The 23,230-nt window shown below is 67.5% G+C and carries 25 protein-coding genes; 17 read left to right on the forward strand and 8 right to left on the reverse strand.

What is annotated here, in order from left to right:
• Window positions 1-21 precede the first annotated feature (21 nt).
• Window positions 22-849 carry an alpha/beta hydrolase gene (locus RT614_RS09740; protein ID WP_313622052.1) on the reverse strand — a complete coding sequence of 276 codons (828 nt, stop codon included), beginning with the start codon at window positions 847-849 and terminating at the stop codon, window positions 22-24.
• 369 nt (window positions 850-1,218) lie between these two features.
• On the opposite strand from RT614_RS09740, the gene RT614_RS09745 reads away from it, so the two are divergent.
• On the forward strand, window positions 1,219-1,923 hold the full coding sequence (locus RT614_RS09745) for a hypothetical protein (RefSeq protein ID WP_313621900.1): 705 nt from the start codon (window positions 1,219-1,221) through the stop codon (window positions 1,921-1,923).
• Between the two features lie 54 nt (window positions 1,924-1,977).
• On the opposite strand, the gene RT614_RS09750 is transcribed toward RT614_RS09745, so the two are convergent.
• A complete protein-coding gene (locus RT614_RS09750) occupies window positions 1,978-2,721 on the reverse strand; it encodes a hemerythrin domain-containing protein (protein ID WP_313621901.1) in 744 nt (247 codons plus the stop codon).
• 271 nt (window positions 2,722-2,992) lie between these two features.
• Between RT614_RS09750 and RT614_RS09755 the strand changes: the two genes are divergently transcribed.
• Together RT614_RS09755 and RT614_RS09760 are read left to right on the forward strand one after the other, a co-directional pair.
• Window positions 2,993-3,484, forward strand: a complete 492-nt coding sequence (locus RT614_RS09755) for a hypothetical protein (RefSeq protein WP_313621902.1) — start codon at window positions 2,993-2,995, stop codon at window positions 3,482-3,484.
• A complete protein-coding gene (locus tag RT614_RS09760) occupies window positions 3,481-4,836 on the forward strand; it encodes a GAF domain-containing protein (RefSeq protein WP_313621903.1) in 1,356 nt (451 codons plus the stop codon). The genes RT614_RS09755 and RT614_RS09760 overlap by 4 nt, the downstream gene beginning before the upstream one ends.
• 42 nt (window positions 4,837-4,878) lie before the next feature.
• Here the strand turns inward: RT614_RS09760 and RT614_RS09765 are convergent, their stop codons facing one another.
• Entirely contained in the window at window positions 4,879-7,296 is a 2,418-nt protein-coding gene (locus tag RT614_RS09765) for a mechanosensitive ion channel domain-containing protein (RefSeq protein WP_313621904.1), read from the reverse strand.
• Window positions 7,297-7,762: 466 nt separating this feature from the next.
• Here RT614_RS09765 and RT614_RS09770 point away from each other — a divergent pair, with 466 nt between their 5' ends.
• Complete coding sequence (locus RT614_RS09770) at window positions 7,763-8,737, forward strand: tripartite tricarboxylate transporter substrate-binding protein (RefSeq protein ID WP_313621905.1); 975 nt, start codon at window positions 7,763-7,765, stop codon at window positions 8,735-8,737.
• Window positions 8,738-8,765: 28 nt separating this feature from the next.
• Here RT614_RS09770 and RT614_RS09775 read toward each other — a convergent pair whose 3' ends face one another.
• Window positions 8,766-9,380 carry a TetR family transcriptional regulator gene (locus RT614_RS09775; RefSeq protein WP_313621906.1) on the reverse strand — a complete coding sequence of 205 codons (615 nt, stop codon included), beginning with the start codon at window positions 9,378-9,380 and terminating at the stop codon, window positions 8,766-8,768.
• 237 nt (window positions 9,381-9,617) lie between these two features.
• Between RT614_RS09775 and RT614_RS09780 the strand changes: the two genes are divergently transcribed.
• Window positions 9,618-10,199, forward strand: coding sequence for a hypothetical protein (locus RT614_RS09780; RefSeq protein ID WP_313621907.1), 582 nt, complete (start codon window positions 9,618-9,620; stop codon window positions 10,197-10,199).
• 121 nt (window positions 10,200-10,320) lie between these two features.
• The gene (locus RT614_RS09785) at window positions 10,321-11,298 is read left to right on the forward strand and encodes a tripartite tricarboxylate transporter substrate binding protein (RefSeq protein ID WP_313621908.1); all 978 of its coding nucleotides are present in this window, start codon (window positions 10,321-10,323) and stop codon (window positions 11,296-11,298) included.
• Between the two features lie 29 nt (window positions 11,299-11,327).
• On the opposite strand, the gene RT614_RS09790 is transcribed toward RT614_RS09785, so the two are convergent.
• Genes RT614_RS09790 through RT614_RS09800 form a run of 3 tightly spaced genes read right to left on the reverse strand, consistent with a single transcriptional unit; the run spans window position 11,328 to window position 13,824 of the window.
• Complete coding sequence (locus RT614_RS09790) at window positions 11,328-11,645, reverse strand: hypothetical protein (RefSeq protein WP_313621909.1); 318 nt, start codon at window positions 11,643-11,645, stop codon at window positions 11,328-11,330.
• On the reverse strand, window positions 11,635-12,141 hold the full coding sequence (locus tag RT614_RS09795) for a DUF523 domain-containing protein (RefSeq protein WP_313621910.1): 507 nt from the start codon (window positions 12,139-12,141) through the stop codon (window positions 11,635-11,637). The genes RT614_RS09790 and RT614_RS09795 overlap by 11 nt, the downstream gene beginning before the upstream one ends.
• 39 nt (window positions 12,142-12,180) lie before the next feature.
• A complete protein-coding gene (locus RT614_RS09800; protein ID WP_313621911.1) occupies window positions 12,181-13,824 on the reverse strand; it encodes an NYN domain-containing protein in 1,644 nt (547 codons plus the stop codon).
• Window positions 13,825-13,927: 103 nt separating this feature from the next.
• On the opposite strand from RT614_RS09800, the gene RT614_RS09805 reads away from it, so the two are divergent.
• From RT614_RS09805 to RT614_RS09855, 11 genes are all read left to right on the forward strand, one after another.
• Window positions 13,928-14,494: a GNAT family N-acetyltransferase gene (locus tag RT614_RS09805; protein WP_313621912.1), complete on the forward strand. Its 567-nt coding sequence runs from the start codon at window positions 13,928-13,930 to the stop codon at window positions 14,492-14,494.
• 176 nt (window positions 14,495-14,670) lie between these two features.
• Window positions 14,671-15,564, forward strand: a complete 894-nt coding sequence (locus RT614_RS09810) for a motility protein A (protein WP_313621913.1) — start codon at window positions 14,671-14,673, stop codon at window positions 15,562-15,564.
• The gene (locus RT614_RS09815; RefSeq protein WP_313621914.1) at window positions 15,561-16,520 is read left to right on the forward strand and encodes a flagellar motor protein MotB; all 960 of its coding nucleotides are present in this window, start codon (window positions 15,561-15,563) and stop codon (window positions 16,518-16,520) included. Before RT614_RS09810 ends, RT614_RS09815 begins: the two co-directional genes overlap by 4 nt.
• Window positions 16,521-16,658: 138 nt before the next feature.
• Entirely contained in the window at window positions 16,659-17,045 is a 387-nt protein-coding gene (locus RT614_RS09820) for a hypothetical protein (protein ID WP_313621915.1), read from the forward strand.
• The gene (locus RT614_RS09825) at window positions 17,042-17,233 is read left to right on the forward strand and encodes a helix-turn-helix transcriptional regulator (RefSeq protein ID WP_313621916.1); all 192 of its coding nucleotides are present in this window, start codon (window positions 17,042-17,044) and stop codon (window positions 17,231-17,233) included. The genes RT614_RS09820 and RT614_RS09825 overlap by 4 nt, the downstream gene beginning before the upstream one ends.
• Window positions 17,234-17,334: 101 nt before the next feature.
• On the forward strand, window positions 17,335-17,688 hold the full coding sequence (locus RT614_RS09830; RefSeq protein WP_313621917.1) for a YciI family protein: 354 nt from the start codon (window positions 17,335-17,337) through the stop codon (window positions 17,686-17,688).
• A 409-nt stretch (window positions 17,689-18,097) separates the two neighbouring features.
• Window positions 18,098-18,511 (forward strand): YciI family protein, encoded by a 414-nt coding sequence (locus RT614_RS09835; RefSeq protein WP_313621918.1) that lies wholly within the window; start codon window positions 18,098-18,100, stop codon window positions 18,509-18,511.
• Between the two features lie 37 nt (window positions 18,512-18,548).
• Complete coding sequence (locus tag RT614_RS09840; protein ID WP_313621919.1) at window positions 18,549-18,956, forward strand: VOC family protein; 408 nt, start codon at window positions 18,549-18,551, stop codon at window positions 18,954-18,956.
• Entirely contained in the window at window positions 18,953-20,248 is a 1,296-nt protein-coding gene (locus RT614_RS09845) for an RNA polymerase sigma factor (RefSeq protein WP_313621920.1), read from the forward strand. The genes RT614_RS09840 and RT614_RS09845 overlap by 4 nt, the downstream gene beginning before the upstream one ends.
• 305 nt (window positions 20,249-20,553) lie before the next feature.
• The gene (locus RT614_RS09850) at window positions 20,554-21,423 is read left to right on the forward strand and encodes an AraC family transcriptional regulator (protein ID WP_313621921.1); all 870 of its coding nucleotides are present in this window, start codon (window positions 20,554-20,556) and stop codon (window positions 21,421-21,423) included.
• 88 nt (window positions 21,424-21,511) lie between these two features.
• Window positions 21,512-22,477 carry a DMT family transporter gene (locus RT614_RS09855; RefSeq protein WP_313621922.1) on the forward strand — a complete coding sequence of 322 codons (966 nt, stop codon included), beginning with the start codon at window positions 21,512-21,514 and terminating at the stop codon, window positions 22,475-22,477.
• An 11-nt stretch (window positions 22,478-22,488) separates the two neighbouring features.
• Here RT614_RS09855 and RT614_RS09860 read toward each other — a convergent pair whose 3' ends face one another.
• Window positions 22,489-23,157 (reverse strand): HAD family phosphatase, encoded by a 669-nt coding sequence (locus RT614_RS09860; protein WP_313621923.1) that lies wholly within the window; start codon window positions 23,155-23,157, stop codon window positions 22,489-22,491.
• Window positions 23,158-23,230 lie beyond the last annotated feature (73 nt).

The following is a 23,230-nucleotide window of genomic DNA, read 5'->3' on the forward strand; positions in this document are numbered from 1 at the left end:
TCTGAATGAATCGACGAGCCGTCAGCCGCGCAGGAAGGCGAGCAGATCGGCGTTGATGCGGTCCTGCATCGTGGCGGTCAGGCCGTGCGGCGCGCCCGGGTAATAGATCGCCTGCGCGTTCTTCACCAGGCGCACGGCCTTCTTCGCGGAATCGTGGATCGGCACGATCTGGTCGTCTTCGCCGTGCATGAACAGCGTGGGCACGTCGATCTTCTTCAGGTCCTCGGTGAAATCGGTCTCCGAGAACGCCTTGACGCATTCGTAGGCATTCTTCTGCCCGCTCTGCATACTCCACAGCCAGAACTGGTCGAGCTGGCCTTGCGACACCTTGGAATCGGGCCGGTTGGCGCCGTAGAACGGCACGGCCAGGTCCTTGTAGAACTGCGACCGGTCGCCGGCCACGCCATCGCGAATGCCATTGAAGACCTCGATCGGCAGGCCTTCGGGATTGGCCGCGGACTTCAGCATCACCGGCGGCACCGCGCCGATGAGCACGGCGCGGGCGACGCGCTTGTTGCCATGGCGGCCGATGTACCGCGCCACTTCGCCGCCGCCGGTGGAGTGGCCCACCATCGCGATGTTCTTGACGTCCAGCGCCTCGATGAGTTGGGCCAGGTCATCGGCGTACGTGTCCATGTCGTTGCCGGACGACGGCTGCGACGAGCGGCCGTGGCCGCGGCGGTCGTGCGCAATGACCCGGAAGCCGTTCTGGGCAAGGAAGTGCAACTGCCCGTCCCAGGCGTCCGCATTGAGCGGCCAGCCATGCGAGAAAGTGACGACCGGGCCTGCGCCCCAGTCCTTGTAATACAGCTGCGTGCCGTCCTTCGTGACGAAAGTATTGCTGTCCATGGAAGTGCTCCGTTTGGGTTGGGGGGTGGGCTGCGGGGCTGCTTCGGCGCCGATGACGAAGGCGCCGCTCGCCAGGACGGCGCTGCCGACGAGCATGCTGCGGCGGGCCGGGTTGTACGAGTCGTTCATTTGGATTCCTCGGGTCGGTGAGAGACAGTGAGGCCATCGTAGGACCGGGGCCCTGCACGCGGTAGACCCGGCGCGGGAAGCACGATGTTGTGCGTAGCGCACCAATGCGCAGCGGGATGCGCGCACGCACTCGGCGCCGCGCGGCCGCACGCCCCCGAGTCGCGATACGCGGCCGACGCAGCCCCCGCGACGCGATATCTCGGTTACCCTTCTCGCCCTTTCAATCCTGTTCGAGCCTTCATGAAGTCGATTCCCCTCGCGCTGGCAGCCGCCGCCACCGCCTTGCTCCCCACGCTCGCCAGCGCTGCGTATACGCCCACCGCCATCGAGCGCGCCGTCCTTGAATATGGCATCCGCGAAGAGCACGATGCCTTGCTGCGGGTCAGCCCGCGCATGTTGGGCCGGCAGATGGACGCAGCCCTCGCGGACCCCGCGGAAGTCTCGAACATGTATGCCAATGGGCCGACGGCCGAGGCGCCGGCCGTGCTCGAAGAACTGTTCGTGCTGAAGGCGAATATCGACGGCGCGGCGGCGAAGGCCGGCGTGGTCACGTTCCCCGGCACCTCCGCCGCCACGGTGCGCGCAACGTTGCCCGCCGGGACCCGGCCCGCCGAAGGCCTGATGCTGTTGTGCGGCAAGACGGCGTGGGCCGACGGCGTGGTCACGTTCTCGCAATGCCAGGACTGGACGCCGGTCGTCGAAAAGACGACCGCGAAGTTTCGCGCCGACATCGCCGGATTCCTGCAAGGCAAGCCCACCGAAAAACGCGTGGCGAAGTTCGTGATCGACTACTTCGTGGTGGCGGGAGACATGCCCGGCAAGGCGGGATGCCCCGACGACCGCGCGGCGTGCGACAAGGCCATCCGCAAGACCAATATGACGCGCGCCGGCTACAACGCGGTCGAGGAACGCTTGCGCAACGCAGGCGTGCAGCCGCAGCGCTGAGGTCTGTCGCCGGCGTGGGCGCCGGCCGCGAGCCTCGGCCGCATCCGGCCGGGTTCAGGCTGCGACCGCCGCGGGAAACGGAGCGGGCGCCAGCGCGTCCATGAGTTTTTCCCATTCCCGCGGACTCATGTGCGGCTGCACCGCCCCCAGCACGGCCTCGAAGACAGGCGCCGGGGCGCCGGCCCGCAGGCCGGCCAGCAGCCCCGCACGCTCATCCGGCGTCATGGCCGGAATCATCCACCGCAGGACGCACAGGTTCTCGGCCGGCGGCAGCGACGCCACGATGGCCCCTTCCAAGGCGCGCAACTCGTCGTCGCTATAGCAGGCCCACAGCACCTGGTTGTGATGCGACTCCTCGATGTGCATGTGGGCGAAGTTCTCGCCAACGAAGAGCGCCAGCGCGCGATACAGGCGCAGCGCCGCGTCTGTCTTTGCGGCAGCGCCGCGCGCCGCGTTCAGGCGGGACACGCCATCGCGCAGCGTCTGGATGGCGGCCAGGTGCTCGACATGCTCGGCGGCGATGCGTCCGCTGGAGCCGGGACGGCGCGCTTCCATCGCGGGATGCACGAAGTCGTTCTCGTGCGCAAGGTGGCTCGCGCATAGGCCGGCCAGATCGAGCACGCGCTCGCAGACCGCCCGCGAGGCGGCCGGATCGTGGACGTCGATGCAGCCCACGGCCTGCAGCGTGTCCAGCATCATGGCGCGCAGCGCCTTGTGGATGCCGACGTAGATGTCCATGCGCGGCGCCGCGCCGGCGCTGGACGAGGGAAAGGACAGGACTTCGGTCTTGCAGTTCATGTGCGTGCCTCGAAAGCAATGGAATGGCGGTGCCCGCCGAACGCCCGATGCGTGTTGCGTGTTGCGTGTTGCGTGTTGCGTGTTGCGTGTTGCGTGTTGCCGCCGCATCGGAAACCGGCTGGACAAAGTGTAGGAACGCCGCCTCCTCCCGTTTGCTAAGAGTTTGTTAAGTCGCGGTTAAAAAATCGCTAATCGGCATGCGGCTACGGCCGGGAGCGGTGGGTTATGATTTTCCGCACCGCCCGCGCCGCACTTTCCGAAGGTGACCGCCGTGCCGAGACTGCCCGCCGAATGGAGCAACAGCCTGCCCATGCTGCCGTCGCTGCGGCTGGGCGCCTGCGATCATGTTGGCGTCCCCCGCGTATGCCGGGCGCTGGCCGCCGACGCACTGCCCGACGGCCGCATGATGGCGCTGCTGGCCGAACGCGCCGCGCCCCTTGTGGTGGCCGCCTTGCGCGAAACCGGCCAGATAGCCATGCTCGCCACCTCGCCTCGCACCAACCGCACGCTGCACCTCAAGGGCCGCGACGCGCGCGTGCAGCCCGCCCTGCCGTCCCACGCCGCGCTCCTTGCGCTGCGGCGCGACACGCTATCCCAGGAACTCGCCGACGTCGATGGCTTTGCCGGCGCCCCCTTCCTGGCGCACTGGTACGACGTGCAGGTCGGGGACCTGGTGGCCGTCTATTTCAGCGTGACCGGCGCCTGGAACCAGACGCCGGGCCCCCATGCCGGCCAGCCCATCGACCTGGAGGCCGGCCCATGAGCGCGCTGACCCTGCACGCCGTGCGCCGCATCCTGGACGGCGGCATCCCGCCCACCCTGTGCAGCGTGTCGGAAGACGGCGTTCCCCACGTCAACCTGCTGTCGCACGTGGAATACGTGGACCCCGAGCACGTCGCCCTGACCTTCCAGTTCTTCAACCACAGCCGCCAGAACATTCTTGCCACCGGCCGCGCCAGCCTGATGGTCGAGGACCCGAGCACCGGCGGCGGCCTGGCGCTGCAACTGCGCTATCTGCGCACCGAAACCGAAGGGCCGGTCTTCGAACGCCTGCGCGCCAAGCTGGCGGGCATCGCCGCGCATACCGGCATGGAAGACGTCTTCCGCCTGCGCGGCGCCGACATCTACCGGGTGCAGGACATCGCGCCGTTGCATGAGGGCGCGCCGCTGGCCACGTTAAAACCCCGTTGCGACCTGGCCGCGGGCGCGCGCGCGGTGTCGGCCCGGCTTGCCGATTGCAGCGACCTGGCCCTGCTGCCCCAGGTGGCGCTGGACGGCCTGCGCCAGGACCTGGCGGTGCGCCATGCAATTCTCTGGCTGCTGGATTCGCACCGCCAGAGCCTGTATGCCCTGGCCAGCATGGGCTACGCCCAGCCGGGAATCGGCGCCGAACTTCCGCTGGCCGAGGCCGGACTGGCCGGCGTGGCCGTGCGCGAGGGCGTCGCGCTGCGCATCGGCCATATGGCGCGCATGTACCGCTACGGCCGCACGTTGCACCAGATCGCCGTAGACCAGGGCGGCATCGACGGCCAGCCCATCGCGCTGCCGGGCCTGCCCACTCCGTGCAGCCAACTTGCCGTGCCGCTGCGCGCGCAGGGCCGCACAGTGGGCGCGCTACTGGTGGAAAGCGAGAGCGATCAGTTTTTCGGCTACGACGACGAGGACGCCCTGGCCGTCCTGGGCGCCCAGCTGGCGCAGGCGCTGGTGGCGCTGCAACGCGCCGAGCTGGATGCCACGGCGCCAACACACCAGGATGCGCATGCGGCGCCATCCACGGTGCAAGGTTCGACCTTGCACCTGCGCTACTTCCCCCGGGACGGCACGGTGTTCATCGACGGCCAATATCTCATCAAGGGGGTCGCGGGCGCCATCCTCTGGAAGATCGCCAGCGATGCGCAACGCAGCGGCCGATGGGATTTTTCAACGCGGGAGCTACGGCTGGCGGGAAGCGCGCTGGGCCTGCCCGACGTGCAGGACAACCTGGGGGTGCGACTGCTGCTGTTGCAGCGCCGCCTTGCCGACTGGGGCGGACCGCTCCAGATACACAAGCTGCGGCGCGGCTGCTATGCGCTTGCGGCGGGACGCGCATTGCAGCTGGAATCTGGGGAAGGCTGACCGCCCTGACCGAAGCCCGGGCGGTTTTCCCGCCGCGGCGCGCTACGTCCGCGGTGCGTCCGCCTCGGCTTCTTCCCGCGCCTCCAGTTCGTTGCCCAGCACCTCGGCCGAATCCTGGCCCCTTGCTTCGGGCATCAACGGGCGCCGCGTATGGCCCGCCGCGCGCGCATTGTCGCCTTCGTCCAGGCGTTCGGTCTGCACGGCCACATTGGCCGGCGGCGCATAGCCCCGCTTGTCCTGCCCGAAATACACGACCGTGTGCGGATACGGCAGCTCGATGCCTGCGGCGTCGAAATGCTTCTTCAAGAGGCGGTTGTAGCCGCGCTGCACCGCCCACTGCATCCCCGGCGTGGTCTTGATCAGGATCCGGATCGTCACGCCCTTGTCGTTGACCGCCGTGACGCCGGCGACCGTCATCTCTTCCAGGATTTCCGGGCCCAGCACCGAATCGGTCATGAGCTCGGCGAACGCCGCGCGCATGTGCTCGACCGCGTCATCCACGCTCTCACGGTGGGCAATGGTGTATTCACCCAGGTGATACGAGAAATCACGCATGTGATTGGCAACGACATCCACCGACGAGAACGGCACCAGGTGATAACCGCCGTCCAGCGTCCGGATCCCCACCGACCGGATCGTCATCTTCTCGACGGTGCCGAACACGCCCGCCACCTGCACCACGTCGTTCTCGTTCATCCCGTTTTCAAGCTGGATGAAGACGCCGGTGATGATGTCCTGCACCAGCTTCTGCGCGCCAAAGCCGATGGCCAGGCCGACCACGCCGGCGCCGGCGATCAGCGGCCCCACGTCGATGCCGATCTGCGACAGCAGCACCATCACGGTCATCGTCACGATGACGATCAACGACGCGTTGCGGAACAGGGCCAGCAGGGTGCGCTCGCGCGCGCTGGGCATGCCGCGTTCCTCGCTCTGGCTGAGGCGATGTTCGATGATGCTGGCGATCACGGTCCAGGCCAGCATCGCGATCAGCAGCACGATGACGATGTTCAGCACCACCTTGATCGCCGCAGCGCCAGCAGACGAGGCCAGCCAGCGCGACAGGTCGAAGGCGCGCCACGCATCCAGGATCAGCAGCAGGATGACGATGCGGATGATCCAGCCCACCACCTTCAGGGTGGCCGGCACGTAGGCATTGACGCGCGCTTCCAGCAGCGGCAGCCGCCGCCGCAGGTCGTCCGACAGGCGGACGGGCTTGGCCAGCACCGCGTTCAGCAGCAGGATCAGCAGGCTGCCCACGCCGATGACCAGCAGCGTCTGCGCCGTGGCGCGGGCCATGAACGGCAGCGCGTTCGTCGGGTCGACCTGGCTGACGATCAGCAGGATCGTGAAGTACACGATGCCCAGCACGTGCCACACACGCGACAGGAAGCGCAGCCGCGAGCCCATGAACGTGGCCGCGCCCGCGGCGCGTCGGTCCAGGCGTTCGCGCACCGACTGCCGGTTCTGCCAGATGACGCGCACGGCATAGACGTACACCGCCAGCATGATGAGCATGCTGGCCAGCCGACCCAGCGCGGGCGACAGCGCCGCCGCCATCACCGGACCCACCAGCAGCGTGCCGTAGCCGGCCGCCGCCACGACGCGCACCAGCCACCCGTTCCAGTACTTGGCAAGCTCGTCCGACATCGGCAACAGGCGAAGATGCGGATGCCGCACCGCGAAGACCGTGCGGATCAGCACCTTCACGATCTCCACCGCCACGAATGCTTTCAGAAACACCGCCGCCAGCACATCCAGCGTGCCGCGTCCCGGCGTGGTCCACAGCGCCGCGGCGCCGCCGGCCATCGCGGCCAGCAGCACGACGCCCACGTCGATGGCCAGCGCGCCCACGATGGCGCCCGCGCGGCGATACAGCACCCGCATCGTGGCGGGCCCGGTGCGTTTGGCCGGGGATTGCAGGTCGCCGCCCTGCTCCGCCACCCAATGATCGATCCGCGTGTAGATCCGCATGGCGATCATCCGCAGCAGGATGAACGCGATGATCGTGGCCACGGCGGCCAGCGCCAGCGGCAGCAAGGCATTGCCCGCCGTGCCGCTGTCCATCCGCAGGCTGCGTCCGGAGGCCAGCGCGCGCATATCGTCCACGCCCTGCCCCATGTCGGCAGCCACGCCGGTCAGAAAGCGCTGCACGCCATCGGCCATGCGCTCCTGCAGGGTCGGCTCCGCCGCTTCGGCGGGCGTCTGCTTCGCGGGCGGCGCCTTGGCCGGCGCAGCGCCGGCCGCTCCAGGCTTGGTTCCGGCCGCCTGCGAGCGCAATTGGTCGATCAGCGCCTGGCGGGCTTCGGGATTGTCCAGCAGGTCGGCCAGCGCGGCCGGCGTCAACGCCGGGGAGGCGGCCGCCGGCTCCTGCGCCTGCGCCTGCGGCAGCAATGGAAACGCGGCCTGGGCCGGGGCATGCCACAAGAGAGACAGGCAACTCAGCATCGCCGCCAGCAGCATGGCCGCCAGCCAGGGCCTTTCCCGTCTGCGCCGCCAGAAATGGGCGGCCTGTAGTCGGGGCGGGAAGGAAATGGATGCTGTCGTCGCGGGTCTAACCACTAATAAATCTCCTGTGCGATCGGGGCGCGGCCTTGAAGGTGAAACGCAAGATAAAAACGGGGCGCATGACGCCGGTCACGGCGCAGTCACCGCCCACATGATAAAGCCCATGGGGCGGCGGTCCTGCGCAAGGGGCGGCCGCCACTTCGCGTGGGCCGGGCGGCACCGCGCCCGGAGAGCATGGGGACGGAACGTATCAATGGCTGCCGGATCGCCGGCGCAACGGCGACCGAGCGCCGCTATATCGCCGCAAGAAATAAACAAGCGCCAATTAATTCGTTGGCGTACGGGACGCGAGTCATTAGAGTCCAACGCCGCCATGCCCGCACTGCATCCCGCAGCCGCGCCATCACCACGAGTCCGCTTCATGTCTACCCGATTCCAAGCTGCACGCCGCAATACCTTGCTCGCCCTTGCTCTGGCCGTCGCCGGCATGGGCGCAGCCCACGCCGAACAACGCGTCATCCGCATCGTGGTGCCCTATGGCACCGGCGCGGTCCAGGACACGATCGCCCGCGCGATCAGCGATGAACTGGGCAAGGCGCTGGACGCCTCCATCGTCGTCGAAAACCGAGCCGGCGCGGGCGGCACCGTCGGCACGGCCCAGGTGGCCCGGGCCAAGCCGGACGGCAACACGCTGGTGCTGGCCGCCGCCAGCCACAACATCGCCGGGTATCTGTACAAGAACCTGAGCTACGACGCCTACAAGGACTTCACCGGCGTGGCCTACATTGGCAACACCGGCTACATCATCCTGGCGGCCGCCTCGCTGAACGCCAAGAACACGGCCGACTTCATCCAGGCGGTCAAGGCCAAGCCCGGCGGCTACGACTACGCGTCGGCCGGCAACGGCAGCGCCTCGCACCTGGGCATGGCGTCTTTCCTGACCGCCGCCGGCGCCCAGATGCAGCACATCCCCATGAAATCCACGGGCGACGCCGTGACCGAGCTGCTGGCCGGCCGCGTCCAGGCCGTCACCGCCGCCACCATCGGCGTCACCGCCTACCGCAACGACCCGCGCGTGACCTTCCTGGCCTACACCGGCAAGACCCGCTCGCGCTTCGCGCCCGACCTGCCCACCGTCGCCGAAAGCGGCCTGCCGGGCTACGCGTTCGATTCCTGGCTGGGCCTCCTGGCGCCCGCCGGCATTTCCGCCGCCGACCGCGACCAGATCAATGCCGCGGTCAACAAAGTGCTGGCCGATCCCAAGGTGCAGGCGCGCCTGGCGTCGCTGGGCGTCGAAGCCGAAGCCAGGTCGGCCGCGCAGTTCCAGGATTTGCTGAAGGCGGATTTCGAGGCCGCGGGCAAGGTGGTCGAGGCGTCCGGGGCGCGCGTGGAATAACGCCGGCCAGCAATAAAAAAAGGCCCCGTCAGGGGCCTTGTCGCTTCCGCATCCCGTCCAGCATCAGGTCTGTTATGAACTCCGCCAATGCCTGCTGCCTGGCGGCGTCCGGTGTCTGGCGCGTGAAGCGTTCGATGATGCCCATGAGCGACTCGGCGATCCAATCCGCGCTGAGCGCGGGTCGGAACAGCCCGGCCTGCTGCTCCGCGCGGACGTTGTCGGCGATCATCGCAACCAGTTCGTCCTTCAGGGCTTGCGCCTCGTCGGCCTGGTAGAACCCGATGCGCGTCAGGTTGGGATCTTCCTGCAGGATGGCCAGCAGGCGGCCTACCCCTTGCCGGATACGGGCCGCGAGTTCAGCCCCTTTCAGGTCGCCCGGCAGCCGCGCCTGCGTGATGGCCAGGCGCAGGCGCTGGGCGAACATGCCGACCAGTTCGTCATACGCGGCCTGCTTGCTGGCGAAGTACTGGTAGAAGACGGGCTGGGTGACGCCGGCCCGGGCGACGATGTCGCTGATGCGCGTGTGCTGGAAACCGCGTTCGGCGAACTCCGCTGCGGCGACCTCCAATAGCTGTAACCGCGTGCGTTCGCCTTTGGTAAGACGCGCGTCTTGCGATGCCGAAGAAGGTAGTGCTGTAACCATCGCGAGAAATTACTCCGCATCCCGGCTTTTTGCCACCGTTTCCGCGCGTTTTTGCCACGGTATGGAAACTTGCCGCGAAGGCTCCCGTCCGGGCCAGACCGGCTGTCACAGGACTGAAATCACTTGAAATCCCCGTATCCGTTGAGACAAGCACTTGGAGGGTCGGAGCAGTAAAGTAAGGCCATCGCTCCGGGGATTGGCGCTGTGCCGCCTCTGGAACGACTCAGGAGCAAGATCATGAAGCGGTTTACAGGCCGGTTGGCCATTGCGGCATTGGCGCTGGCGGTTGCCGGCGCGCCGGCGGTGGCGGGCGGGCGTGGCGGGTATTGGGGCGGCGGGCACGGAGGCGGCTATCACCACCATCACGGTGGTGGTTCCAGCAGTTCGGATGGATGGTGGATCGGTGGCGCTTTCGCGCTGGCCACGGTCGGGCTGCTGCTGGCGGCGAACTCCGGCCCTTCGTATGTGCAGACCGGCGTCTATTCGTCCGGCGTGGGTTACACCAGCCCGCCCCTGTACGCAGCGCCCGTGTATGGCGCCTCCGTCTACAGCGCGCCAGTCTATGAAGCGCCCCCTGTGTACGAGGCCCCCGTTGCTTATTCCGCACCCGCGCCGCAGTACGCGCCCGTGCAGTACGAACCCGCGCCTCGCGTCGATTCCGCCCAGGCAAACGCCACCTATGATTGCCAGCGCTGGGCCATGAACCAGAGCGGCTACGACCCCGCCACCATCTCGCAGTGGACCACCCAGGTCATGGTGGACAGCTATAACCGGTCGCTGGATTCCTGCATGACCAGCCGCGGCTACCGCGCCCACTGACGCCCGATCCGGGTATACCCGGTTGTCCATCCGCGCCGGCCTGCACACACTGCTTGCCGGCGCGGCGCATTTGGCCGCCGCGAACGACACCGGCCAACGTGCCGCGCATACAGGGGAAGTCATGTTGTATTTCAAGCGGATCGCAAGCGTCTGCGCACTGGGCGCGGCATGCGCATTTTCCACGGCCGTCCCGGCCCAGACCGACGCCAAGGCGCAGGCCATGACCATCGTCGTGCCTTACGGGGCGGGCGGCATCGTCGACAACACGGCGCGCGCGTTCGCGCAGAAGCTGGCGGTGGAACTGGGGCGGCCGGTTGTCGTGGAAAACCGGGGCGGCGCCGGCGGCATGATCGGCATGAACACCGTTGCCCGCGCTCACGATGAAAACACCTTGGGCTTCACCGCCGTCAGCCCGGTCACCCTGTCGCCCCATGTCATGAAGACGCTCTACGACCCGCTGAAAGACCTGGCGCCGATGGCGTCGGTCATGTATTCGCCGGTGTATCTGGTGGGCGGACCGAAGTTCACGGGCAAGACCTTCAAAGACATGCTGGATCAGGCCAAGGCCGATCCGGGCGGCCTGTCGCTGGCGACGGCCGGCGTGGGGTCGCTGGGCCACCTGATGCTGGAACAGATCAACGGGCAGGCCGCCGTGCGCATCACGCACGTGCCGTACAAGGGCATGGCGCAGATGGTGCCGGACGCGCTGGGCGGCCAGTTCACCCTGATGCTGGTCAATGCGTCGGGGCCGGTCAACGCGCTGATCGACGAAGGCAAGCTGAAGCTGCTGGCGGTGGGCTCACCGGCCCGTCTGCCCGGCCGGCCCGACGCCCCGACGCTGGCCGAACTGGGTTATCCCATGGCGAACATGACGTCCACCTTCGGCTTTTTTGCGCCCGCCAGCACCAGCCCGGCGTTCCGCGCGCGCATGAACGCCCTGATCAACAAAGTGGCTGCAATGCCCGACATCAGCAAGCCGCTGACCGACGCGCTGAACATCATGTCGCCCGCCACGGTGGAGCAGTTCACGGCGCAGGTGCAAAAGGAATACGAGGACAACGGCAGGATCGTGAAGCAGGCAAACATCCGCAGCGAATAGCCTTCCGGCGCGGCGGCCCGGCGGACCGATCAGCGCCGCCAGCCGCGCCAGGCGCACAGCAGGCCTGCAGCCAGCAGCGCACCCGCCGGCAGCACCCAGACGAATCCGGCGTCCGTATACACCACCTGGTCGACCGGATCGTAATAGCGGCCGAGCTCGTTGAAGTCCCAGCGCAGGTACTGCGCGTACCAGGCATAGAAGAAGAATCCCGACAGCGCCAGGCACCCGATGGCCGCCACGCGCGCCAGCCATCGGACGCGGCCGGTGCGGGCCACGGCCTTCCAGGCGAGCGCCGCGCATCCGGCCGCACCCAGCAAGATCAGCCAGGTAGCCACGTCAGCGCGCATCGTCCGCGTCCAACGCGTCCAGGCATGCGCGGGCCTCTGCCCATTGATGCTCGCTGAAGACCTGCAGGCCGGCGCTGCGCAGGAGCTGCGCGGTCACGCCCGCGCCGGGCAGCCGCTGGCCCGCAAAATGGCCGTCGTAGACGTAGTTGCCGCCACAGGACGGGCTGCCCTCTTTCAATACGGCCACGCGGATGCCGCGTTCCCGCGCCGTGGCAAGCGCCTCGCGGGCGCCGCGCACGAAGGGAGCCGTGACGTCGTCCCCCGTCACCGCCATGACGCGGGCCAGGCCCGCCAGCACGGCATCGGCGACCCTGCCCGGCTCGATCTCGGCGGGCGGCCGGGGCACGGGCAGGCCGCCCGCCATCTCCGGACAGACCGCGACGACGCGGCCTTCCTCCAGCCAGCGAGACAGCACGGCGTCGCCCCGGGGCACGGCGCGCCCGTCATAGCGCACGGGGTTGCCCAGGAGGCATGAACTGACCAGAACGAATTGCATGGTGTCAGAGGGACGAGAGCGCAGAGCGCCCTCAACCATTCAGGATTCGTCAGCGGCCGGCTTCGGCTTGCGCGCAGCCGTCTTGCGGGCGGTCTTGCGCGCCGGCTTGGCGGGCGTCTCGGCGTCGGCCGGCGCCGCGGCAGGCTCGGGCACGGCCGTCTTCGCGGCGGACCGACCCGACGCGGCGCGGGGCGACTTCCCTGATCCGCCTTCCGCCGGCTTGGCCGCGGCCGTCTTGCTCGCGGCGCGCCCGCGTTTCGGGCCGGGCGCCGCCGGCGCCGGTTCGGCGGGTTGGGAGGGCGCGGCGGCGCCGGCGAAAGGATCGGAAGGCTTGGCCGGCCGGTCGTTGGCACGTTCCGCCGGCGGGACGACGAACGTCCATTCGGCAACGTTCACCTTCGGCGGAGGTCCCGAAACCAGGGCCGATTGCGGCGGCGGCGGGACCGGCTTGGAAACGGCCGCCGGCTTGGCAACCGCCGGCGCGGCGGCAGCAGCCGCCTGCTCGCGTCCGCCCGCCGGCGCCGGGACTTCCGGTTGCTTCGGCGCGTCGGTTTGCTGGGGCGCGTCGACGGGTTTCCAGGCCTCCGGCTGCGCTGCCCGGTCGGAAGGCGCTGCGACAACCGTGTCCGATGCGCCCTCTGCGGCGGCGTCCGAAGAAGGCCCGTTGTCGTCCCGCATGGAACCGTCGGCGTGCTGCCCGGCGCCCCGGCCCGACGTCTTGCGGCCGCCGCGGGACTTGCGCGTGCCACGACCGCTACCTTCCCGCGCCGCGCCAGACTGCGTTTCCGCTGCCTCGGCCGCCGGCTGGCGTGCGGAGGCCGCTTGGGCCACGTCGCCGCGCGCGGCGGGCGCATCGTCCGTGCTGTCGCGGTAGACGTAAGTGCCGGACTTTTCCTCGCGCCCCACATCCATGAAGCCGCGCGACTGCGCCTCTTCCAGCAGATTGCCGAACGCGCGGAAGCCATAGTAGGACTCGTTGAAGTCGGGCTTGCGCCGCTTCAGGGCATCCTTCAGGGCGGAAGCCCAGATCTTGCCGCTGTCGCCACGTTCGGCCATCAGCGCCTCGAAGGTCTCGACCACCATCTCCACGGCCTGGGTCTTGCGCGCCTCCAGCTCTTCCTTGCGGCGGCGTTCTTCGTCGGGCGAGCGGCGCTGGGCCGCCGCGCCGCCGCGATTGTCGCGCCGCGCGTCGGCGCTGCGCTGGCCTTCGCGCGCCAGGTCGTCATAGAAAATGAATTCGTCGCAGTTGGCGATCAGCAGGTCCGACGTGGATTGCTTGACGCCCACGCCGATGACCTTCTTGTTGTTCTCGCGAAGCTTGGACACAAGGGGCGAAAAATCCGAATCGCCGCTGATGATGACGAAGGTGTTGACGTGGGACTTGGTGTAGCAGAAGTCCAGCGCGTCGACGACCAGGCGGATGTCCGCCGAGTTCTTGCCGGACAGGCGCACGTGGGGAATTTCGATCAGTTCGAAATTGGCCTCGTGCATCGGCGCCTTGAATTCCTTGTAGCGTTCCCAATCGCAATAGGCCTTCTTCACGACGATGCTGCCCTTGAGCAGCAGCCGCTCCAGTACGGGCCGGATGTCGAACTTCTGGTACTTGGTGTCGCGCACACCCAGCGCCACGTTCTCGAAGTCGCAGAAAAGCGCCATGCTGACGTTTTCGTTGGGATTGTTCATGTTCTCTCCAATGCCGCGGCCACCGCCGTTCTGCCGCGGACCGCCTGAATCCGCCCATGATATACATATCCGGTCCATCACCCCGGCCCTGGCCACATCCGACATGCCCGACGCCCTGCCGCCTCCCGAACTGACCACCGCGCGCCTGATCCTCCGCCCCTTGCGCCTGGACGACGCGGACGCCATCCAGCGCCTCTTCGCCCAATGGGAAGTCGTGCGCTATCTGGCCGACCGGGTGCCGTGGCCGTATCCCCCGAATGGCGCGCGGGATTATGTCGAACACATCGCCCTGCCCGCCGTGCGCCGCGGCAGGCAATGGCACTGGTCGATCCGCACGCTGGCGGAACCGGAACGCCTGATCGGCATGATCAGCCTGATGGACGACGAGCCCGGCAACAACCGCGGTTTCTGGCTGGACCCGGCCTGCCAGGGCCGGGGCTACATGACCGAAGCCAGCGCAGCTGTCACGGCGTACTGGTTCGGGGTGCTGGACAAACCCGTTCTGCGGGCGCCGAAAGCCGCAGCCAACACGGCATCCCGCAGGATCTCGGAGCGCAGCGGCATGCGCATGATCGCCACCGAGGAACGCGGTTACGTCAGCGGCCGCCACATGAGCGAAGTGTGGGAGATAACGCGCGAGGAATGGCTGGCCCGTCGACCGGCCACTTAGGTGCAAGTGCGTCCCTCATTGTTTGCCCCGCGCATCGCGCTGACAGCCGGATTAAGCGCAAGCTTACGGCCCTTTTCGCCCCGCTTTCCGGCCAATTGACCATGGCTCCGGCTGGCTAGAATTCCCGAAAATCCGGCATTCCGCGCACGGGATGCCCCTGTTATCGGGCAAGATCCATGAATCCGTCTACCGTCATCGGCGCCGTTGTCGGCCTGCTTACCCTCATCATCGTCGTGGCGCTGTCCGCCAACGACGCCAGCCTGTACTTCAACCTGCCGGGCCTGGCCATCGTGCTGGGCGGCACCTGCGCCGCGCTGTTCATCGCCTACCCGCTGCAGGAAGTGGTGCGCGTCTTCAAGCTGGTGCGCACGGTATTCCGCAACGACCAGCACGACCAGCAACGCGACATCGAAGAGCTGGTGTCGATGGCGCAGCTCTGGATGAACGCCGACGTCCACAAGGTCGAGCACGAGCTCAAGAAGGTCTCGAACCCGTTCCTGCGCACGGGCGTGCAGCTCATCATCGACAACACGCCGGAAGAGCAGATCATCGAACTGCTGAAGTGGCGCGTGGCGCGCCTGCGCGCCCGCGAGCAAGCCGAGGCCCAGATGTTCCGCGTCATGGCCACGTTCGCGCCCGCCTTCGGGATGCTGGGCACGCTGGTCGGCCTGATCAACCTGATGTCCGTGCTGGGCGACGGCAGCATGCAGACCATCGGCCAACAGCTGGCCATCGGCCTGATGACCACCTTCTACGGCATCCTGCTGGCCAACCTGATCTGCAAGCCCATCGCGCTGAAGCTGGAACGCCGCACCGCGCGTCGCGTGGAATCGATGAACATGGTGCTGCAAGGCATCTCGATGATGTGCGAAAAGCGTGGCCCCGCCATGGTGCGCGAGACCCTGAATTCCTTCGTCATGCACGTCGAAGACGAGATCTATGACGGCGGCGCCGCCGCCAAGCCCAAGACCAAGACGGAAGGCCAGGTGAAGCCGGCCGCCGCCGCACCGGCAGGCTCGACTGCCGGCGCGCCCGTCTCCATCGCCCGTCCGGCCGCCGCGCGTCAATGAGCCTGATTTCCCCTTCCCTGGCGCAGCGGATCGAGCAGGCCCGCCAGGCGCAACTGCGCAAGCAGAAAGCCGCCGCCAACAGCGGCTGGCGGCCTAGCGAAAGCGACCGCCAGGACCGCTACGCGCGCTGGCACGTCGAAGAAGCCGTCGAGCAGGATTCCGAAAACTGGCTGCTGAGCTACCTGGACCTCATCACCCTGCTGCTGGCCATGCTGGTCGTCATGCTGGCCGTTGCCCGGCTGCATGGCGGCGGTTACGCCAAGTCCGATGAGCCCGTGGAGCTGGTGGGCACGCTGGCCACCAGCGGCCTGCCGAAGTACGACGGCGAGTATTCCGAGTTCGACGCCACCCCGATCCCCGCCAGCTGGGCCGAAGCGCCCGCGACGGTTGCCGCCGCGCCGGCCGCATCCGAAGCGGCCACCGACGAGGTGGTGGTGGCCGAAGCCGCCAAGCCGCTGACCGCGCCGTCCAAGGAATCGCTGGGGCTGGCCGATCTGGGCAAATCGGTGGACGTGATCATCAACGAACAATCCGTGAGTTTCCGGATCAGCAACGAACTGCTGTTCGCCTCGGGCCAGGCCACGCTCAGCACCGAGGGCCTAGACGTCATCAAGCGTCTGGCCGGCATCCTCAACAAGAACGAATACCAGGTGTCCGTGGAAGGTCACAGCGACCCCGTGCCGATCCTGACCAAGCAGTTCGCGTCGAACTGGGAGCTGTCCAGCAGCCGCGCCACCAGCGTGCTGCGCGAACTGGTGCGCGACGGCGTGGCGCCGCAGCGGCTGCGCGCCGTGGGCTACGCGGAAACGCGTCCCATCGAGTCCAACGACACGCCGGCCGGCCGCGCCGCCAATCGCCGCGTGGAACTGATCATGGACATCGCGCCGCAGAAGGCTGCGCAGGCCGCCGCTCCCGCTGCAAAGGGTGTCCAGGCTGCCGCTCCCGCCAAGTCCTGAACCGTAAAGTCTCTCCTCGAAAACCGGCGCAAGCCGGTTTTTTATTGGCGTCTCTTCGCTGCTGATGTAAAGGATGCTTGACACTCGCCGACGCAGCCGCCAGAATGTCAAGGACGCTTTACACACACGGGCATCGATATGAATCAAAACCAGGCCAAGCGCCGCTATTTCAAGGAACTGGGCGTCGCCATGGCGCTCTACGCCATTCTGCTTGCGGGCGCGCTGCGACTGAGCCTGGATTTGCAGCCTGGCGCCCTGCGCACCGTCGTCCTGCTCAGTCCCATGCTGGCGTTCCTGCTGGCGCTGCGCGCCGTCGTGCGCGCCATCCGCGGTTCCGACGAATTCATCCGCAAGACCACGCTTGAACATCTGGCCATCGCCGCGGCGGTCACCGCGGGCGTGACATTTACGTACGGCTTCCTGGAAATCGCGGGCTTTCCCAAGCTCAGCATGTTCGTGGTCTGGCCGTTGATGGGCGCGGTCTGGGCGTGCACGACCATCGTCGACACCCTGCGCCATCGATGAAAAACTGCATCCGGGAATTGCGCGCCGAACGCGGCTGGAGCCAGGCGGCGCTGGCCGAACAATTGGACGTGTCGCGCCAGACGGTCAACGCCATCGAAACGGGCCGTTACGATCCGAGCCTTCCGCTGGCCTTCGCCATCGCCCGCCTGTTCGGAACATCGATCGAATCGATCTTCCAGGAAGACTGAAGCCGCGCGGCGTCCGCGGGGCATGGCGCGGGCGCCGGGATCGGCGTTAACCTAGCGGACCCCGCCCTTCGCGGCGTCTGAAGTCCGCACTGGGAGTCCCCATGTCTTACCTGCTGTTTATCGTAGAACCGGTGGGCCAGCGCGCCCAGCGCACTCCCGAAGAGGGACGCGAGGCCTACGCGCAGATGACGCGCTACGCCGAGTCCTTGCAGTCGCGCGGATTGCTTGCCCGGGCCGAATCCCTGAAATCCGATGCCGAAGGCGTGCGTCTGCGCATCCGCGACGGGGAACGTCAACTGGTGGACGGCCCCTATGCCGAGGCCAAGGAAATGATCGGCGGTTTCTTTCTGTTGACCTGCGAGTCGCGCGAAGAGGCGTTGGCCCTGGCGGCCGAATGCCCGGCGGCCCAATGGGCGACGGTCGAGGTCCGCGAGCTTGGCCCCTGCTTCATGTAGGACGACGCCGGCCCGGCGAAGCCGCACGGGCCGGCCGCCCCCCCTTAGCAGTTGCCTTTCTTGGCCTGACCCGGCGGACAGAAACCGCCACGTCCGCCGCCATCGTGCGGGTCGACGACGACAGACCCTTGTGGCGTATACACGGCACAGCCGGACAGCAAAGACGCGATCAGGGCAAGGCTACACAGGACTTTCATATCGTTGCTTCAAAGGTTGAGGTCGCCGCGAGTGTATGGGATGGGCCTGCAACCGGGGTTGGCCCTTCGTAACAAGGCGATAGGGATGCCGACGCGCTCGACTCGGTATAAACCCTAGTGCCGTCAATCGCTTGTCGATTCCGGGCATCGCCGTTCGTCGTACCTGTACAAGCCCCACCCGGGCCTTGATTTCCGATCCAGGAGACCTCCAGATGCGATTCATGATCATCGTGCGGGCCACGCCCGACAGCGAAGCCGGCAAGATGCCGGACGACAGCCTGCTTGCCTCGATGGCGACTTACCACGAAGCCTTGGTCAAGGCCGGCGTGCTGCTGGACGCCAACGGCCTGCATCCCACGTCCAAGGGCTGGCGCGTCCGCTACGATGCCGTCGGCGAGCGCAAGCTTATCGACGGGCCGTTCGCCGACACCAAGGAACTGATCGCCGGCTACACCATGATCCAGGTGCGCTCGCGCGAAGAGGCCATGCAATGGGCGATGCGCTTTCCGACGCCCTTCCCCGGCCAGGCCTGCGAAGTCGAGGTGCGCCAGGTGTTCGAACTGGACGACTTCGAACCCAGCAAGGAAGTCGAACGCTTCCGCCAGATGCCCACGCCGAATCAATAAGCACCGGCCTATCGTCACAACCACATCGAGACACGCCATGCACAAACAGATCTTCGTCAATCTCCCCATCGCCGACATGCAGAAGTCCCAGGCATTCTTCAAGAAGCTCGGCTACACGTTCAATCCCGACTTCACCAACGACCAGGGCGCCTGCATGGTCGTCGGCGAGAACCTCTACGTCATGCTGCTGGTGAAGGACTTCTTCAAAGGCTTTACCGGCAAACCGATTGCCGACGCCACCCAGACCACGGAAGTCCTGGTCTGCCTGTCCTGCGAAAGCCGCGCCGAGGTCGACGACCTGGTCGCGCGCGCCGTGGCGGCGGGCGGTTCGACGCCGCGCCCGCCGCAGGACCACGGCTTCATGTACGGCCATGGCTTCGAAGACCTGGACGGCCACATCTGGGAACTGGCCTACATGGAACCAGGCCAAACGCCGAACGCATGACACAGGCGGCCACGCATCGCGCCATCGAGGCGGTCTGGCGGATGGAAGCCGCCAGCGTCATCGCGGGCGTTGCGCGCCTGGTGCGCGACGTCGGCCTGGCCGAAGAGCTGGCGCAGGACGCCCTCGTCGCCGCGCTGGAGCGCTGGCCGGACACGGGCGTCCCGGACAATCCCGGAGCATGGCTCATGACAACCGCGAAGAATCGCGCGCGAGACCGCCTGCGGCTGGATGCCCTGCATACCCGCAAACACGATCAGATCGGACACGAACTGGAGGCCCTGCAAGCCGACGTCGAGCCCGATTTCGTCGACGCGCTGGATGCGGCGCGCCAGGACGACATCGGCGACGATCTGCTGCGGCTGGTGTTCACCGCCTGCCATCCGCTGCTGTCCACCGAGGCGCGCGTGGCCCTGACGCTGCGGCTTCTGGGCGGGCTGACCACGGCCGAAATCGCGCGTGCCTTCCTGGCGTCGGAATCCACCATCGCGCAGCGCATCGTGCGCGCCAAGCGCAGCCTGTCGGCCGCGAAGGTTCCGTTCGAGGTGCCCTCGGCCGCCGACCGCCCCCCGCGGCTGGCGTCGGTGCTGGAAGTCATCTACCTGATCTTCAACGAGGGCTACTCCGCGACGTCGGGCGATGACTGGATGCGACCGGCGCTGTGCGACGAAGCGCTGCGCCTGGGCCGCATTCTGGCCGAACTGACGCCGACGGAAGCCGAAGCGCATGGCCTCGTCGCCTTGATGGAACTCCAGGCCTCGCGCCTGCATGCGCGCACGGATGCGCAGGGACGGCCGGTCCTGCTGATGGACCAGGACCGCCGCCGCTGGGATCCCCTGCTGATCCGGCGGGGACTGGCGGCGCTGGACCGCGCGCACGCGCTGGAAGGCGCTTCGGGCCCTTATGTACTGCAAGCCGAGCTGGCCGCCTGCCATGCCCGGGCGAATACGCCCGACGCCACCGACTGGCGCCGCATCGTCACGCTGTACGACGCGCTGGCGCAGGCATTGCCGTCGCCAGTGGTGGAACTGAACCGCGCCGTCGCCGTCGGCATGGCATTCGGCCCGCAGGCCGGGCTGGATCTGGCCGACCAGCTGGCGGCGGAGCCTGCGCTGGCGAATTACCACTGGCTGCCGAGCGTGCGCGCGGATCTCTTGGCTAAATTGGGCCGCAAGGCGGAAGCCCAGAAGGAATTCGAACGCGCGGCGGGCATGACGCGTAATGGGCGGGAGCGGGAGTTTTTGATGGCGAGGGCAAGGGAAATGGTGGCAATGAGGAGTGACTGCGGTGGGTGATTGGTGAGTGTTGGAGTTCGTTGGAGGTGGGAATGCGACGCCGTCCGCGCATTCATCACGTCTCAAGGGTTCTCCGTCTCCAGGCAAATTGCTTACGTTGCTGACGGCAGCAGCGAAGCACAAGCCGTCGGCAATTGACGGCTTCCGGCCGGTCGGAAGCGAACGGCCACGAAGGTCTGCGCTCGGTTGAGAGCCGCCGCGCTATCGCAGGCTTGCTGCGCCGCAAAGGGATTTTCCTTATCAACGCGGGTGTCTGACACCGCGGCGAAGTACATCGCCCCACCCGCCATGCTTAAATCCCAAGCATGCCCCACCCCCACCCCGCCTCGAACTCCCCCACCCCGCCCGCCATCACCGGCGTGCCGGAGGCGTTCGATCATCCCGATGACCGGGCGCAGTTCCGGCGTGTGGCGCATCAGCCCGGCGTGGAGCTGTACCGGGCCCACATCATCCGGCACGCATTCGAGCCCCACACCCATGAAGCCTTCGGGTTGGGCGCCATCGAATCCGGCGTGGAGCGCTTTCGCTACCGGGGCGCCGACCACTTGGCGCCGCCCGGGTCGCTGGTGCTGATGAATCCCGATGAGCTGCACACCGGTCGAGCGGAGACGGAAGGCGGCTGGCGTTATCGGATGGCGTATATCGATCCGGACGTTGCCGCGCGCGTGACCGGCGAGCGGGGCTGGTGGTTCGGGGCCGCCGTCGGCCACGATGACGCGACCGCGCATCGTGTCACGGCGCTGCTGGACGCGCTGTGGAATGCGCCGGAACCGCTGGCTTTTGACAGCGCTCTGTACTCCTTGCTGGGCGAGTTCCGCCGTCATGCCCGCGTGGAGCGCCCCGTGGCGCTTGAAGGCGCGCCGCGCTTTGCGCCCGTCATCGACTACCTGCGGGCCAATCTGTCGCGACGGCTGACCCTGGACGAGCTGGCCGCGGTAGCTGGTTTGAGTCCGTTTCACTTCCTGCGCAGTTTCCAGGCCCATTACCATGCCACGCCGCAGCAGATGCTGATGGCGCTGCGGCTGTTCGAGGCCAAGCGGCTGCTTGCCGCCGGACAGGCTCCCGCCCAGGTGGCGCTGGCTGCGGGGCTGACGGACCAGGCCCATCTGACGCGCGCGTTTTCGCGACGGTATGGGGTGACGCCGGCGCGCTACCAGAAGCAGGTACGCGGCTAGCCTGGCCGGCCCGGGCACCGCAATCTGGTACAAGATCCGCCCCGCGCTCCCTGGGTAGACTGCCGTCATTCGCCATCTGGAGCAATGTATGTGGGCTGGAACTCTTTACGCCCTGGCCGCCGGCCTGATGTGGGGGCTGGTGTTCGTGGGGCCCCTGCTGCTGCCTGAGTATCCAGCGGCGCTGCAATCGGTGGCGCGCTACCTGGCGTTCGGACTGATCGCGCTGCCGCTGGCCTGGCTGGATCGCCGCAATTTGCGCCTCTTGACCCGCGCCGACTGGATCGACGCCCTGAAGCTGGCCGCCATCGGCAACCTGCTGTATTACCTGTGCCTGGCCAGCGCCATCCAGCGCGCGGGCGGGCCGGTGCCGACGATGATCATCGGCACCCTGCCCGTGGTGATCGCCGTCTGCGCCAACCTGCGCAATGCGAAGCGCGACGGCAGGCTGCCGTGGAAGCGGTTGGCGCCGTCGCTGGCGCTCATCGCGCTGGGCATTGGGTGCGTAAACCAGGTGGAATTGCAGGCGCTGCGCCAGGAGGCGGACGCCGACATGTCGCGCTATGCCATCGGCGCGCTGCTGGCGCTGGGCGCCGTGGCGTGCTGGACCTGGTATCCGCTGCGCAACGCCGACTGGCTGCGCGACCATCCCGGACGCAGCCCGCGAACCTGGGCCACGGCCCAGGGTGTGGCCACCCTGCCGCTGGCGCTAGTTGGCTATGGACTGGTGTGGATCGGCCTGGCCGCCACCGGCAGTCCGTTCGACATGCCGCTGGGCCCGCGGCCGGAGGTCTTCCTGGGGCTGATGATCATCATCGGCCTGTTCGCGTCCTGGCTGGGAACGCTGTGCTGGAACGAAGCCAGCCAACGCCTGCCCACCGCGCTGGCGGGCCAGTTGATCGTGTTCGAAACGCTGGCGGCGCTGGCCTATGCCTTCATCCTGCGCGGCACGATGCCGGAACCGCTGACGCTGGTCGGCATCGCGTGCCTGGTCGTGGGCGTGCTGCGGGCGGTGCGGGTCAAGCCACAAGCCATGCCGGCTGCGGCAGGCGTGTGAAGTGAAGGAATTCAGATGACATCCGGCAGCCGGGCCAGATCGTCGATGACCTCAAAGGCCCCCTCGTCCAGCAGCCGCTGACGTTGATCCGGGCCGTTGTGCGAAGCGCCCACGAAGCCCACGGCCCGCATGCGCGCGGCGCGGGCGGCGCGCACGCCGGGGACGCTGTCCTCGACCACGACGCAGTCCAGCACCGCCGCGCGCATCTGCCGCGCCGCAAACAGGAACACGTCGGGCGCCGGTTTGCCCTTGGCCACCTGCGCGGTGCTGAAGACGTTGGGCGCGAATTCCTCCCACAGCCCGACCAGCTTCAGCGCGGCCTCCAGCTTGGGCGGCGTGCTGCTGGACGCGACGCATAGCTCCAGACCACGTTCGCGTAATGTCTTCAAGGTCTCGTGCACATGAGGCAGCGCCCGCAGTTCCGTGCGGAAGGTAGTTTCCAGGCGGTCGGCGTATTGGCGCGCGAATTCGTCGGGCAGTGAGCAGGCGTTTTCCGCCTGCAACGTGCGCCACATGTCCGCGTCGGGAATCCCCGCGAACCGGAATGCGGCCTCTTCGGGCGTGATGGCGATGCCGTGTTCAGCCAAGGCGCTGGATTGGGCGCGGGCGGCGATGACTTCGCTGTCGATCAGAACGCCGTCGCAATCGAAGATGACCAGGCGTGGGGCGGGCGTGTGCATGAGTTCTCCAACGTGTCGTCCGCTCCATGATAGGCCAGCTTGATGACCGCGCCGCTTGATGCCGATGACGGAT

It is taken from the genome of Achromobacter sp. (genome assembly GCF_032102605.1).
In the GTDB taxonomy this organism is placed as follows: domain Bacteria; phylum Pseudomonadota; class Gammaproteobacteria; order Burkholderiales; family Burkholderiaceae_B; genus Achromobacter.